Raw genomic sequence first — 12,394 nt, 5'->3', positions numbered from 1 at the left:
AGGACAGTCAACGACCCAACTGCCCGCAGAAACAGGCGTGCTGCTGTAAAAAGCCGGTTACTGCTGTTCTGGAAAAAGCCTTCTGTGGCGTCGTGGGGCTTAGGCTCGGCACCTCGATCGCCGAAGTCGGAAGTAACGTCCTCCATGACCGAAAAAAGTGCTCCGCGGCGGAAGCACACCGCCGGCTTCTCCCTGCTCTCCGAACGCGTCCTCGAACTCCTCGCCTCCGGACGGGCGGCGACCCGCACGGAACTGGCCGAACTGCTCGGCGCCGCGCCGTCGACGGTGTCGCTGACGGTGGGCCAGCTGATGGCCCACGGTCTGGTCGCCGAGGAGGGCACGGTGTCCTCCGCCGGCGGCCGGCCGCGCAAGGTGCTGCGGATCGGCGGGAGCGACGGATTCGCGGTGGCGGCCGAACTCGGGGGCCGGCACGCACGGGTGGGCGTCGTCCTGCCCGGTGGTGGCCTCACCGATGTCTCGACGGTGCCGTTCGCGACCGCCGACGGTCCCGAAGCCGCGCTGCCCGGCCTCGCCGCCGTCCTGGAGGCGCTCACCGAGCAGCACGGGCGCGACCGGTTGAGGGGCGTCGGCCTCTCGATGCCCGGCCCGGTCGACGTCACTTCCGGAGTGGTCACGCTGCCGTCCCGGATGCCGGGCTGGAACCGCTTCCCCGTGCGCGCCTGGCTGGAGGACAGGTTCGGCACGCCGGCCGTGATCGAGAACGACGCCAACTGCATGGCCGTCGGCGAACACACCGTCCAGCCCCCCGGACGCCAGCAGTCGATCATGGTCAAGACCGGCACGGCGATCGGCACGGGCGTCATCGCGGACGGGCGGCTCTACCGGGGCGCCACCGGCGCCGCGGGCGAGATCACCCACGTCCGGGTGGAGGCCGCCCACGACATCCCCTGCTCCTGCGGCAACACCGGCTGTCTGGAGACGGTCGCCTCGGGCGCGGCGCTGGTCCGGATCCTGCGCGGGCGGGGCCAGGAGGTGACCTCCACCGAGGACGTGGTGGGCCGCGCCCTGGACGCCGACCCCGAGGCGACCCGCGCGGTCCGGCAGGCCGGCCGCTACCTCGGGCAGGTACTGGCCGCCAACGTGAACTTCTTCAACCCGGACGCGGTCTACCTCGGCGGCATCCTCTCGACCCTGGAACCGTTCGTCGCCGCCGTGCGCAGCCAGCTCTACGAGGGCTGCCACCCGCTGGTCACGAAGCACCTGGCCATCGAACGGGCCAGCCTCGGCGCCGACGCGGGTCTGGTCGGCGCGGGCCAGTTCGCCCTGCAACGGGCGCTGGCGCACGCCCTGCGCACGGCGACCGGCGCCCCGCCGTGACCCCCGTCCACGTGCTGCTGCGTTCCTGCATCCCCGGGTTCCTGTACCCCTGTGTTCCCGCACCCCCGTGTTCCCGTGTTCCCGTGTTCCCGCCGGTCCTGCTGGGTGTCCCGGTTGGTCCCGTGTCCCAGTCGGTCCCGTGCCTCTCCCTCCCGTCTCCCTCCTGTTTCTCTGCCGCTTCCCTCCCGTTCCGACGACCGTATGAGGAGCCATGTCCCAGCCCCGTACCGCAGTCGCCCGTCCCGTGATCGCCGTGGCCGGTCTCGGCATCGAGTCGTCCACGTTCTCCCCGGCCGTGACCGAGGCCCCCGCCTTCCACCCGCAGCGCGGTGCCGACGTACTGGACCGCTATCCCTTCCTCGCGCCCGGCGAGCCGCTGCGGGAGGCCGCCGACTGGCGTGGTGCGCTGGTCGGCAAGGCGCTGCCGGGCGGTACCGTCACGGCCGCCGCGTTCGCCGAACTCTCGGCCGAACTGCTCGCAATATTGGGGGAGTTGGGGCCGGTCGACGGCCTCTGGTTCGACATCCACGGCGCGATGACCGTGGCCGGCCTGGACGACGCCGAGGCGGTGCTGCTCGCCCGCGTCCGTGAGGTGGTGGGCCCGGACGTGCTCGTGTCGACGTCGATGGACCTGCACGGCAACGTCTCGCGCGACCTGGTGCACCGCAGCGACCTGATCACCTGCTACCGCACCGCCCCGCACGAGGACGCCATGGAGACGAAGGAGCGCGCGGCGCGCAACCTCGTCGACCTGCTGGTGAGCGGGGCGCCCCGCCCGGTCAAGGCATGGGTGCCGGTGCCGGTGCTGCTCGCCGGGGAGCAGACCTCCACCCGGGTCGAACCGGCGCGGAGCGTGTACGCGGCGGTCGAGGAGGTGGCCGCGCTGCCCGGTGTCGTCGACGCCGCGCTGTGGGTGGGGTACGCCTGGGCGGACGAGCCGCGCAACCGGGCCGCCGTGGTCGTCACCGGACCGGATCCGCGGGCGGTCGCGGACGGCGCGGAGCGGCTGGCCCGCGGCTTCTGGGCGGCCCGGCGCGACTTCGCGTTCGTCGCGCCGACCGGCACCCTCGACGCCTGCCTGGACACGGCGCTGGCGGCCACCGCGCGCCCCTACTTCATCAGCGACACCGGGGACAATCCGACGGCGGGCGGCGCCGGGGACGTCACCTGGGGACTGGAGCAGGTACTGGCCCGGCCGGAGTTCACGGATCCGTCCGGGCCGGTCGTCATCTACGCGTCCCTGCCGGGACCCGCGGCGGTCGAGACGGCGGCGCGGGCCGGGGTCGGCGCGACCGTCACGGTGACCGCGGGCGCCGAGGTGGACGACCGGCACGCCGGGCCGCTGACCCTGACGGGCGTGGTCCACGCGGTGCGGCACGGCGACCGGGACGCGGAGACGGAGGTCGTGCTGCGCGTGGGCAGCGTTCTCGTGATCCTCACCCGGCTGCGCAAGCCGTACCACCACGAACACGACTTCACCCGGCTGCGGCTGGCGCCGCGGGAGGCGGCCGTCGTCATCGTCAAGATCGGCTATCTGGAACCGGAGCTGTACGCCATGGCCGCCGACTGGAAGATGGCCCTCACCCCGGGCGGCGTCGACCAGGACCTCACCCGGCTCGGCCACCGCCGGATCCACCGCCCGATGTACCCCTTCGACCCGGCCATGCCCGACCCCGACCTCACGGCCCGTCTGATCCCGCCCGCCGACGCGGCCCAGGAGGCGTGACGCCCCGCCCGCCCGGTCAGGGACGAGCGGAGCGCGCCGTGCGACGCGTTCGGGCCGCACTCGCGGCGGCCACCGCGCCCACCACCGGCCGCCAGCGGTCCAGGCCCGGCACGCGCAGGCCGACGACCTTGCCCGCGTCGTCGGCACGGCGGAGCGCCACCGCCGCGCCGAAGTCCGGGTCGGCCTCGAAGTCGGCCGCCTCCTCGGGCGTCATGGCTCCGCCCTGGCAGCCGAGGGTGCGGGCGCTCTCCGGCGAGAGCGCGAGGCCGGGGTCGGTGGCCGCGAGATAGCGCTTGGCGGGGATGTGCAGGGCGACGAGGCGGGCCACCCGCCGCCCCAGCAGACCGGCGACGGCCGCGGCCCCGTGCTCGCCGTGGCCGGCCTCGTCACCGGGGCACAGGCGGTGCCCGAGGTCGTGGACGAGCCCGGCGATCTGGAGTTCCTCGTCGTCCGGGTACCGCTCGGCGAGGACGGCGGCGACCTGGAGGCCGTGGCTGAGGATGTCCACCGGGTCGCCGGTGCGGTCCGGGGTGTCCCAGGCGTCCTCGCAGTCGGCCAGCAAGGACATGAGCCCGTCCACGGACTCGACGGACTGGGTCCGATTCAGGTTCATGCGGCCAGGCTGCCGCATCCGGCCCAACGGCGGGTGTACGCGGATCGTCGGCACGGCGGCGGTCCGCGGTGGCCGGTGCGTCAGCCGGCCTGGTCGCCCGGCCTGGTCACGCGGTCCACCGGGCCGCGGTCCGGGCGGGTGCGTCACGACATCGGTGCGCCGACGCCGTCGTCCGGCATCTCGTCCACCGTGTCGTCCACCCTGACCAGGTGCACGGACGTGCTGGACCAGTCGCCGGCCGGCAGGTCGGGGGTGAATCCGTACCCGGTCAGTACGGCCGCGTGATGCACGGCGCCGGTCGCCGTGTCCCGGTAGCGGGCGGCCGGATCCAGGCCGGCCGGCCTGAGGACGGGCCGCGGCGTGCCGTGACGGGGACCCCGCTGCCACACCAGCACGAACACCTCCCGGCGGTCCCGGGTGACGTACTGCACGGCGGTCGGCCCGTCGTCGACAGGACCGCGCAGCCGGTACTGGACGCCGTGCTGCACGATGTGACGGACCTTCTTGTACTGCGCCACCAGCGCCGCGCCCTCGGCGAGTTCCCCGGGCGTCCACCGGGTGAGGTCGCCCCCCACGGCCAGCACCCCCGCCATCGCGACGTGGAAGCGGTAACGCAGCGGCACCGAGCGGTGGGTGAGCTGGTTGGGCACGTCCGTCACCCAGGCCGCCATCACCCGCGCCGGGTAGAGCTGGCCGAAGCCGTGCTGGATGGAGACCCGGTCCGCCCCGTCGGTGTTGTCGGACGGCCACGCCTGGTCCGTACGGGAGAGGATGCCGAGGTCGACACGGCCGCCGCCACCGCTGCACGTCTCGATCCGCAGCCCGGGGTGGTCCGCGCGCAGCCGGTCGATGACGCCGTAGAGGTTGTGGACGTACCGCGTCCACAGCAGGTCGTGGCCGTCCTGAACGGCAGGCCAGCCGGCCTCGCTGAAGGCGCGGTTCATGTCCCACTTCAGGAAGTCGATCCCGTGGTCCGCGACCAGCCGGGTCAGCCAGCCGTACGCCCACTCGGCGACGTCGTCACGCGCGAAGTTGAGCACGAGCTGGTTGCGCAGTTCGGTGCGGGTGCGGTGCGGGAAGTGCAGCACCCAGTCGGGGTGCGCGCGGTACAGGTCGCTGTCCGGGTTGGTCATCTCGGGCTCCACCCACAGGCCGAACCGCATCCCGAGCCGGTGGACCTCCGCGGCCAGCGGGCCCAGACCACCGGGGAACCGCTCGGGGTCGGGCGTCCAGTCGCCGAGTCCGGCGGTGTCGTCACGGCGGCCCCGGTACCAGCCGTCGTCGACGACGTAGAGTTCCACCCCCAGCTCCGCCGCTCGGGCCGCGAGCGCCTTCTGGCCGGCCTCGTCGACGTCGAAGCCGGTGGCCTCCCAGGAGTTGAACAGCACGGGGCGCGTCTCGTGCGGGTGCGGCAGCACATGGGCCAGGACGTACGCGTGCCAGGAACGGCTCGCCGCGCCGAAACCGCCGTCGGTGTACAGGGCCGCGAACCGCGGGGTCGCGTACTCCTGGCCGGGGCCGAGCGGCAGCTCCGTCCCGTCCTGCCCCGCGCCGCCGGTGCAGCACGTACGCCCGTCGGTCGTGCGCTGCACGACGAGGTGCCAGCTGCCGCTCCAGGCCAGGGCCGCGCTCCACACCTCGCCCCGGTCCTCGGTGGCGTCGCCGGCGTCCAGCATCAGCCACGGGTTCGCGTGGTGGCTGGTGATGCCGCGCCGACTGGTGAGCACGGTCTCGCCGTGCGGAACCCGCTCCCGGTGCAGCAGACTCTCCGCCGACCACTGGCCGGTGACATGGCTGAACCGGTAGTCGTCGCGCGGCGGCAGCGTCCAGGCGGCGGAGTCGGCGCGCAGCACGGCGATCGGCTCCCGTCCGGTGTTGCGCAGCACGGTCCACCGCTCGATGACGTCGCTGTCGTCGTGGACCCGGTAGTGGAGGGTGACCGCCAGGGGGTAGTGGCGGTCGCGGAACTCCAGGGTGAGTTCGCTCGTGCCGGGCGCCGGTTCGCCGACCGAGTGGCCGAGCGGCGCCCACTCGAAGGCCCGGGTGCCGTCGGCGAACCGCACCCGCAGGGACGGCGCTCCGTACCGGGCCCCGCCGTCCACCGGCAACTCCTCGCCGGCCGGGGAGCGGCCCTCGAAGCTGCTGATCTCCCCGGTCGGGGGAGGGACCAGCCCGCCGGTCGCCGCGAGGGGCAGCCGAGGTCCCCAGGCGAGGTGGCAGGGCGCTCCCGTGTCATCGATCCGCAGCGCGTACGACGTGCGCACGGTGGAGAGCAGCCAGACACCGGAGGCCGGGTCGAAGGAGATCTCAGACATGGGTCCTCACGTTCGGAGAGTGCCACACAAGGAGCAGTCCGCAGCCAACCGTGCCTTTGATCAAGTGTCAACGCCCAGGCTGCTTCTGCGTTTTCCAGGAGGAGCATGGGCAAGTCGCCGTCTTCGAAAGGACTTGGCTTTTTTTATTGACAGTGAAAAAGAACCAACCTAGGTTTCCGGCCATGCGCTCGACCCCCTCCTCCGAGGCGGTCCCGGCGATGACGCCGGCCGCTTCCCTGGTCTTCACCACCTTGCTCTCGCACGGCCCGCTCACCCGGGCCGAGACGGCGCGGCGGACCGGGCTCTCCGCGGCCGCCATCACCAAGGCGGTCCGTCCGCTGATGGAACTCGGCTATCTGGTCGAGGGCGCGCACGAGGGGGCGCGGCCCGCTGTGGGACGTCCGGCCAGCCTGGTCTGGGTGGACGCGGGGAGGGCCCTGTTCATCGGGATCAAGGTGACGGGCGACGAGATCATCGCCGTACTGGCCGATTTGTGCTGCCGGATCCGCATCCCCCGGCACGTACGGCTCACGGACCGCGAGCCGGAGGCGGTGCTTCCTGCCGTCACCGCCCTGGTGCAGGAACTCCTCACGGAGGCCGACGGATTCGGGGTGCCGGTGCGGGGGCTGGGCATCGCGATCTCCGGCGACGTGGACCGCGCGGCCGGTGTGGTCCGCTACTCGCCCTTCCTGGAATGGCGGGACGTACCGCTCGCCGACATCGTCCAGACCGCGACCGGGCTGCCGGTCACGGTCGACAACGACGTGCGGGCGCTCACCGTCGCCGAGCACTGGTTCGGGGCCGGAGTCGGGCTGTCGGACTTCGCCCTGGTGACCGTCGGCGCCGGCATCGGCTGTGGCCTGGTGGTGCACGGACGGGTCGTGTCGGGCGCGCACGGCGTGGCCGGCGAGATCGGGCACCTGTCCCTCGACCCGCTCGGCCCGCTCTGCCACTGCGGAAACCGGGGGTGCGTGGAGGCGATCGCCGCGGACCCCGCACTGCTCCGCGGGGTGCGCGAGGCCACCGACAAGCAGGTGACGTCCGCGGCCGAGGCACTGGACCTGGCGCGCGGCGGCGACCCCGGTGTCCGCGAGGTCTACGCACGGGCCGGTGAGGCGATCGGCAAGGCCATCGGCTCCCTGGTGAACCTCCTCGGTCCCGAGCGAGTGATCATCTCCGGGGAGGGACTGGCCGCCTACGACCTCTTCGCCGACGGCATCCGGGACGCGTTCGCCGCGTCGGCCTTCGGCACCGCCTCGCACTGCGACGTGATGACCCGCCCCCTGCCCTTCGCCGAGTGGGCGCGCGGGGCAGCGGCCACCGCGATCCAGTCCTTCATCGGATCAGACACGTACGAGGAGGAGCGATGACGCCGCCGAGCCGCAGCCTCGGACCACCACAGGGACCCCCGGCCACCTCCGCGCCGACCGGTCCCCGGCCCGCCCCCCGCACCCGCCCCGACCTCACCGCGGCACCCGCTCCCGCGACCGCGATCCCCGCACCGCCGGCACGCCGCACGCCGCGACGGAAGCCCAGCAGCGGACTCACCCCCGGCTCGGGCAAGGGCTGAGCCGCCGCCGCGGCGCCCCGGCGGTCGGTCACCCGACAGCCACGCCCGGCGTCCCGGCCGGACCACCGCCGGCCTCTGCCCGGAACACCGCCCGTCCCCCACCGGGTACCACCGCGCGATCCCGCTCACCCACCTCCAGGGAGGCCCGACCCATGCGGTCATCCTCGTTCAGAGCCCTGCGCGGAGCCCTCGCCGGCTCCCCGCGCCGTACCCTCAGAGCCACGCTGGTCCTGGCGGTGACGGCCGGACTCGCCGCGGCGGTCCCGGTCGCCGCCACCCAGGCCACCGCCGCCCCGGCCCGGCCCACGACCGCGGCCGTCACCTCGGCGGCCACCTCGGCGGACGCCTCCGCCGGCCTCGCCGCCAAGCCCTACATGGGCTGGTCCAGTTGGAGCATGCAGACCTCCAGCTATCCCGGCCTGAATCCGGACGGCAACTACAGCTACCTCACCGAGGCGAACGTCCTGAAGCAGACCGACGCCCTCGCCACCACGCTGAAGAAGTACGGGTACGACCACGTCAACATCGACGCCGGCTGGTGGATGGACAACAACTGGACACCCGGGTACGACCAGTACGGCCGCCAGACACCCGATCCGGTCCGCTTCCCCCGCGGCATGAAGGCGGTCGCCGACCACATCCACGCCAAGGGCCTCAAGGCCGGTATCTACCTGCCCGTCGGTCTGGAGAAGGGGGGATACGGCGACGGCAAGCTGCCGATCTGGAACGCCCCCGGCTGCACCACCGCCGACATCGTCTACCCGGACCTGCGCACCACCAACGGCTGGGACAGCGCCTACAAGCTGGACTTCGGCAATCCCTGCGCGCAGAAGTACATCGACTCGCAGGCGCAGATGCTGGCGGACTGGGGTTACGACTTCCTGAAGCTGGACGGGGTCGGGCCGGGCTCCTTCAAGTCCGGTGACAACTACAACAACGTCGCGGACGTCGCCGCCTGGCACCAGGCCATCGCCGACACCAAGCGCCCCATCCACCTCGAAATCTCCTGGTCGCTCGACATCGCGCACGCCGCCGACTGGAAGAAGTACTCCAACGGATGGCGCATCGACACCGATGTCGAGTGCTACTGCAACACCCTCGTCACCTGGGAGAACTCGGTCAACGACCGGTGGAACGACGCCCCGGCGTGGAGCCGCAAGGCGGGCCCGGGGGGCTGGAACGACCTGGACGCGCTCGACGTCGGCAACGGGGAGATGGACGGCCTCACCAAGGCAGAGCGGCAGAGCTACATGACCCTGTGGGCCATCAACAAGTCGCCGCTGTACACCGGTGACGACCTCACCGAGCTGGACAGCTACGGCCTCTCGCTGCTGACCAACGAGGAGGTCATCGCCGTCGACCAGAACGACTCGCCCGTCGCGCGTCCCGTCACCCCGATGGGCGACCAGCAGGTCTGGGGGACCAGGAACTCCGACGGCAGCTACACCGTGGCCCTCTTCAACCTCGGCAACTCGCCGGCCTCCGTCACGGCCGACTGGGCTTCCTTCGGATTCACCGGCGCGGCGTCCGTGCGCGACCTGTGGAGCCACCAGAACCTCGGACGGTACAAGAACGAGATCACCGCGACGCTGCCCGCCCACGGCTCACGGCTGTTCACCGTCACACCCGGTGGCGCCCGCCCGGCGACCACCGGCTACGAGGCCGAGTCCCCGGCCAACACCCTGACCGGCAACGCCTCCGTCGCCGGCTGCGACTCCTGCTCCGGCGGCAAGAAGGTCGGCAACCTCTACCTCGACAGCAAGCTGCAGTTCAACGACGTCACGGTGAAGAAGGCCGGCATCTACACCGTCAACGTCGCCTACGTCAGCGGTGACCCGCGCTCGGTGACCGTCTACTCCAACAGCGGCCACGGCACCAGCCTGAAGTTCCCGTCCACCGGCGACTGGGGCACGGCCGAGACCGTCAGCGTCCAACTGGCGCTGAAAGCGGGTTCCAACACGATCACCTTCGACAGCGGTGGCGACTACGCACCCGACATCGACAGGATCGACGTACCCAAGTCCGTCTGACCCCTCCCGCGGGGCCCGGTGGCGACACGACCGGGCCCCGCACCCCGGTACCGTCCCCCGCCCCCGCACGGTCCCGCAGCATCCCGGCGTGCCCACGGCCGCCGGATGCGCCCCGCACCACACCCGACGGCCCGTTCCCGTCGTTCCCGCAGCGCCGTTCCCCGGACATGGAGTGCACAACGTGGACATCCAGCACACCGAATCGCGCGACGATCACCCGAGCCGCAGAGGCTTCCTCACCCTCGCCGCCACCGCGGGTGTGACCGCCGCCCTCGCCGGTCTGCCCGCCTTCACCGCTTCCGCGGCCCCCCTCCGCCCCACCTCCTCGCCCCTGCTGCCCGCGGCCGCCGCCGCGAAGAACCAGTTGTGGTGGCAGGCCCCCGGCTCCCCCGACTCGATGATCCAGCAGGGTCTGCCGGTCGGGAACGGGCGCCTCGGAGCCCTCGTCAGCAACGACCCCGCCGGCGAACTGCTGACGATCACCGACGCCACCCTGTGGACCGGCGGTCTGAACGACACCCTGCAGAGCGACGGCCAGTTCCCCTACGGCCGCGCGGACTTCGGCTCCCTGACCCTGCTCGCCGAACTCACCGTCGACATACCGGGGCACGACCTGGGCACCGTCGACAACTACCGGCGCACCCTCGACCTGGCCCAGGGCCTCGTCAGCGCCTCGTACGACCTGTCCGGCGTCACCTACCAGCGGCAGATCTTCGCCAGCCGCCCCGACGACGTCATCGTCCTGTACTTCTCCCAGCGCGGCGGCGGCACCTACACCGGTACCGTCTCCCTCGCCGGCACCCACGGCGAATCCACCACCGCCGACGGTGCCGGGCACCACGCCTCGTTCGGCGCCTCCTTCGCCAACGGGCTGAAGTACGGCGCGGCCGTCACCGCCTACAGCAGCAGCGGTACGGTCGCCGTCAACGGTACGTCGATCACCTTCAGCCGCTGCAAGGACCTCACCGTCGTGGTCGGCGGCGGCACCGACTACGCGCCCGACGCGGCCGCCGGGTTCCGCAACCCGTCCGTGGAGCCCGAGAGCCTGGCGCGCACCAAGGTCCTGGACGCGGCACGGCACTCCGCGACGACCCTGCTGTACACACATGTCGCCGACTTCCGCCCGGTGTTCGAGCAGCTGGACATCGACCTGGGCACCTCGTCCGCCGCCCAGCGCAAGCTGGACACCTGGGGCCGGATCCAGGCGCGCTACCGGGACGACGTCCCCGACCCGGAACTGGAGGCCGCCTACCTCCAGTACGGCCGCTACCTGATGATCTCCGGGTCGCGGGGCAGCCTGCCGATGGGCCTCCAGGGACCGTGGCTGGACGGCAACGACCCGGACTGGATGGGCGACTACCACACCGACATCAACATCCAGATGAACTACTGGATGGCCGACCGGGCCGGCCTGTCCGACTGCTTCGACGCCTTCGCGGACTACTGCGTCGCGCAACTGCCCTGCTGGACGGAGGTCACCCAGCGGCTGTTCAACAGCCCCACCAACCGGTACCGCAACTCCAGCGGCGAGATCGCCGGCTGGACCGTCGCCATCTCCACCAACCCCTACGGCGGAGGCGGCTGGTGGTGGCACCCGGCCGGCAACGCGTGGATCTGCCAGAGCCTGTTCGAGCACTACGAGTACACGCAGGACACCGCGTACCTCGAAAAGATCTACCCCCTGGTCAAGGGCGCCGTGGAGTTCTGGCAGGCGCGCCTCGTCACCACGACCGTCACCGACGCGTCCGGCGCCTCCCGCGAGGTCCTCATCGCCGACAGCGACTGGTCGCCCGAGCAGGGTCCGCTCGACGCCAAGGGCATCACCTACGCCCAGGAACTGGTGTGGAACCTCTTCAGCAACTACCGCACCGCCACGCAGGTGCTCGGCAAGGACACCTCCCACGGCGCGACCGTCGACGCCCTGCGCCGGCGCCTGTACCTGCCGGTGGTCAGCCCCAAGACCGGCTGGCTGGAGGAGTGGATGTCGCCGGACAACCTCGGTGAGACCACCCACCGCCACCTCTCCCCGCTCGTCGGCCTCTTCCCCGGTGACCGGATCCGCCCGGACGACTCCACGCCGAAGGACATCCTCGCCGGCACGACGGCCCTGCTGACCGCCCGGGGCATGAACAGCTACGGCTGGTCCAACGCCTGGCGCAGCCTGTGCTGGTCACGGCTGAAGAACGCGGAGAACGCCTACCAGCTCGTCATCAACAACCTGAAGCCGTCGGCGGGCGGCAGCAACGGCACCGCGCCGAACCTCTTCGACATCATGGACATGGGGGAGGGCCGCGGCATCTTCCAGATCGACGCCAACTTCGGCACCCCCTCCGCGGTGGTCGAGATGCTGCTCTACTCGCGGCCGGGGCACGTCGAGTTGCTGCCCGCGCTGCCCGCCGCGTGGGCGGCAGCGGGCTCGGTGTCCGGCGTGGGTGTCCGCGGCGGCTTCGTCGCCGACCTCAGCTGGAAGAACGGCAAGGTCACCCGGGCGACGCTGAGGAGCGTCGGCGGCCGTGACACGACCGTCGTCGCGGGCGGCTCCACACGGAAGATCAGCCTCAAGCCCGGACAGTCCGTCACCCTGCGCAACCTGGGCTGATGTGGACGGCACCCCTCCTGACCGGCCGGTTCGGCCGGTCAGGAGGGGCGGCGGCGCGACGGCGCCGTTCGCGCCGGTCAGGGCCCTCTGACCGGCACCGCGGCGGCACACGAGCCGCCCCGGTGCCCGCCCCGTACGACATGTCAGCGGTCCCGCCCCGCCCGGGGCCGGACCGGGGCGAAGTCCCCGCCCGGAGGGATCGG

At 72.2% G+C, this 12,394-nt stretch carries 8 protein-coding genes; 6 read left to right on the top strand and 2 right to left on the bottom strand.

The window, feature by feature from the left end; all coding sequences use genetic code 11:
• Window positions 1-144 precede the first annotated feature (144 nt).
• A complete protein-coding gene (locus tag ACFC09_RS21420; protein ID WP_376530612.1) occupies window positions 145-1,338 on the top strand; it encodes an ROK family protein in 1,194 nt (397 codons plus the stop codon).
• A 211-nt stretch (window positions 1,339-1,549) separates the two neighbouring features.
• Complete coding sequence (locus ACFC09_RS21415; RefSeq protein WP_376530610.1) at window positions 1,550-3,064, top strand: M81 family metallopeptidase; 1,515 nt, start codon at window positions 1,550-1,552, stop codon at window positions 3,062-3,064.
• A 16-nt stretch (window positions 3,065-3,080) separates the two neighbouring features.
• Here the strand turns inward: ACFC09_RS21415 and ACFC09_RS21410 are convergent, their stop codons facing one another.
• Together ACFC09_RS21410 and ACFC09_RS21405 are read right to left on the bottom strand one after the other, a co-directional pair.
• On the bottom strand, window positions 3,081-3,677 hold the full coding sequence (locus ACFC09_RS21410; RefSeq protein WP_376530608.1) for an HD domain-containing protein: 597 nt from the start codon (window positions 3,675-3,677) through the stop codon (window positions 3,081-3,083).
• Window positions 3,678-3,820: 143 nt separating this feature from the next.
• A complete protein-coding gene (locus ACFC09_RS21405) occupies window positions 3,821-5,992 on the bottom strand; it encodes an alpha-galactosidase (protein ID WP_376530606.1) in 2,172 nt (723 codons plus the stop codon).
• A gap of 182 nt (window positions 5,993-6,174) precedes the next feature.
• On the opposite strand from ACFC09_RS21405, the gene ACFC09_RS21400 reads away from it, so the two are divergent.
• The 4 genes from ACFC09_RS21400 to ACFC09_RS21385 all read left to right on the top strand — a co-directional run bounded on the left by ACFC09_RS21400 (window position 6,175) and on the right by ACFC09_RS21385 (window position 12,191).
• Window positions 6,175-7,362 (top strand): ROK family protein, encoded by a 1,188-nt coding sequence (locus ACFC09_RS21400; RefSeq protein ID WP_376530604.1) that lies wholly within the window; start codon window positions 6,175-6,177, stop codon window positions 7,360-7,362.
• On the top strand, window positions 7,359-7,562 hold the full coding sequence (locus tag ACFC09_RS21395) for a hypothetical protein (RefSeq protein ID WP_376530602.1): 204 nt from the start codon (window positions 7,359-7,361) through the stop codon (window positions 7,560-7,562). Before ACFC09_RS21400 ends, ACFC09_RS21395 begins: the two co-directional genes overlap by 4 nt.
• Window positions 7,563-7,714: 152 nt before the next feature.
• Window positions 7,715-9,592: a carbohydrate-binding protein gene (locus tag ACFC09_RS21390; RefSeq protein ID WP_376530599.1), complete on the top strand. Its 1,878-nt coding sequence runs from the start codon at window positions 7,715-7,717 to the stop codon at window positions 9,590-9,592.
• Between the two features lie 181 nt (window positions 9,593-9,773).
• Complete coding sequence (locus ACFC09_RS21385; RefSeq protein WP_376530597.1) at window positions 9,774-12,191, top strand: glycoside hydrolase N-terminal domain-containing protein; 2,418 nt, start codon at window positions 9,774-9,776, stop codon at window positions 12,189-12,191.
• Window positions 12,192-12,394 lie beyond the last annotated feature (203 nt).

Origin of the sequence: Streptomyces sp. NPDC056161 (assembly GCF_042268025.1) — a bacterium.
GTDB lineage: Bacteria > Actinomycetota > Actinomycetes > Streptomycetales > Streptomycetaceae > Streptomyces.
The sequence above is the reverse complement of the archived record's forward strand: the minus strand, read 5'-3'. Positions and strand labels throughout refer to the sequence as shown.

Bases quoted from the DNA above. Each gene is read 5' to 3' on its own strand.
- ACFC09_RS21420 (WP_376530612.1), top strand. From the start codon at position 145: ATGACCGAAAAAAGTGCTCCGCGGCGGAAGCACACCGCCGGCTTCTCC.
- ACFC09_RS21415 (WP_376530610.1), top strand. From the start codon at position 1,550: ATGTCCCAGCCCCGTACCGCAGTCGCCCGTCCCGTGATCGCCGTGGCC.
- ACFC09_RS21410 (WP_376530608.1), bottom strand. From the start codon at position 3,677: ATGAACCTGAATCGGACCCAGTCCGTCGAGTCCGTGGACGGGCTCATG.
- ACFC09_RS21405 (WP_376530606.1), bottom strand. From the start codon at position 5,992: ATGTCTGAGATCTCCTTCGACCCGGCCTCCGGTGTCTGGCTGCTCTCC.
- ACFC09_RS21400 (WP_376530604.1), top strand. From the start codon at position 6,175: ATGCGCTCGACCCCCTCCTCCGAGGCGGTCCCGGCGATGACGCCGGCC.
- ACFC09_RS21395 (WP_376530602.1), top strand. From the start codon at position 7,359: ATGACGCCGCCGAGCCGCAGCCTCGGACCACCACAGGGACCCCCGGCC.
- ACFC09_RS21390 (WP_376530599.1), top strand. From the start codon at position 7,715: ATGCGGTCATCCTCGTTCAGAGCCCTGCGCGGAGCCCTCGCCGGCTCC.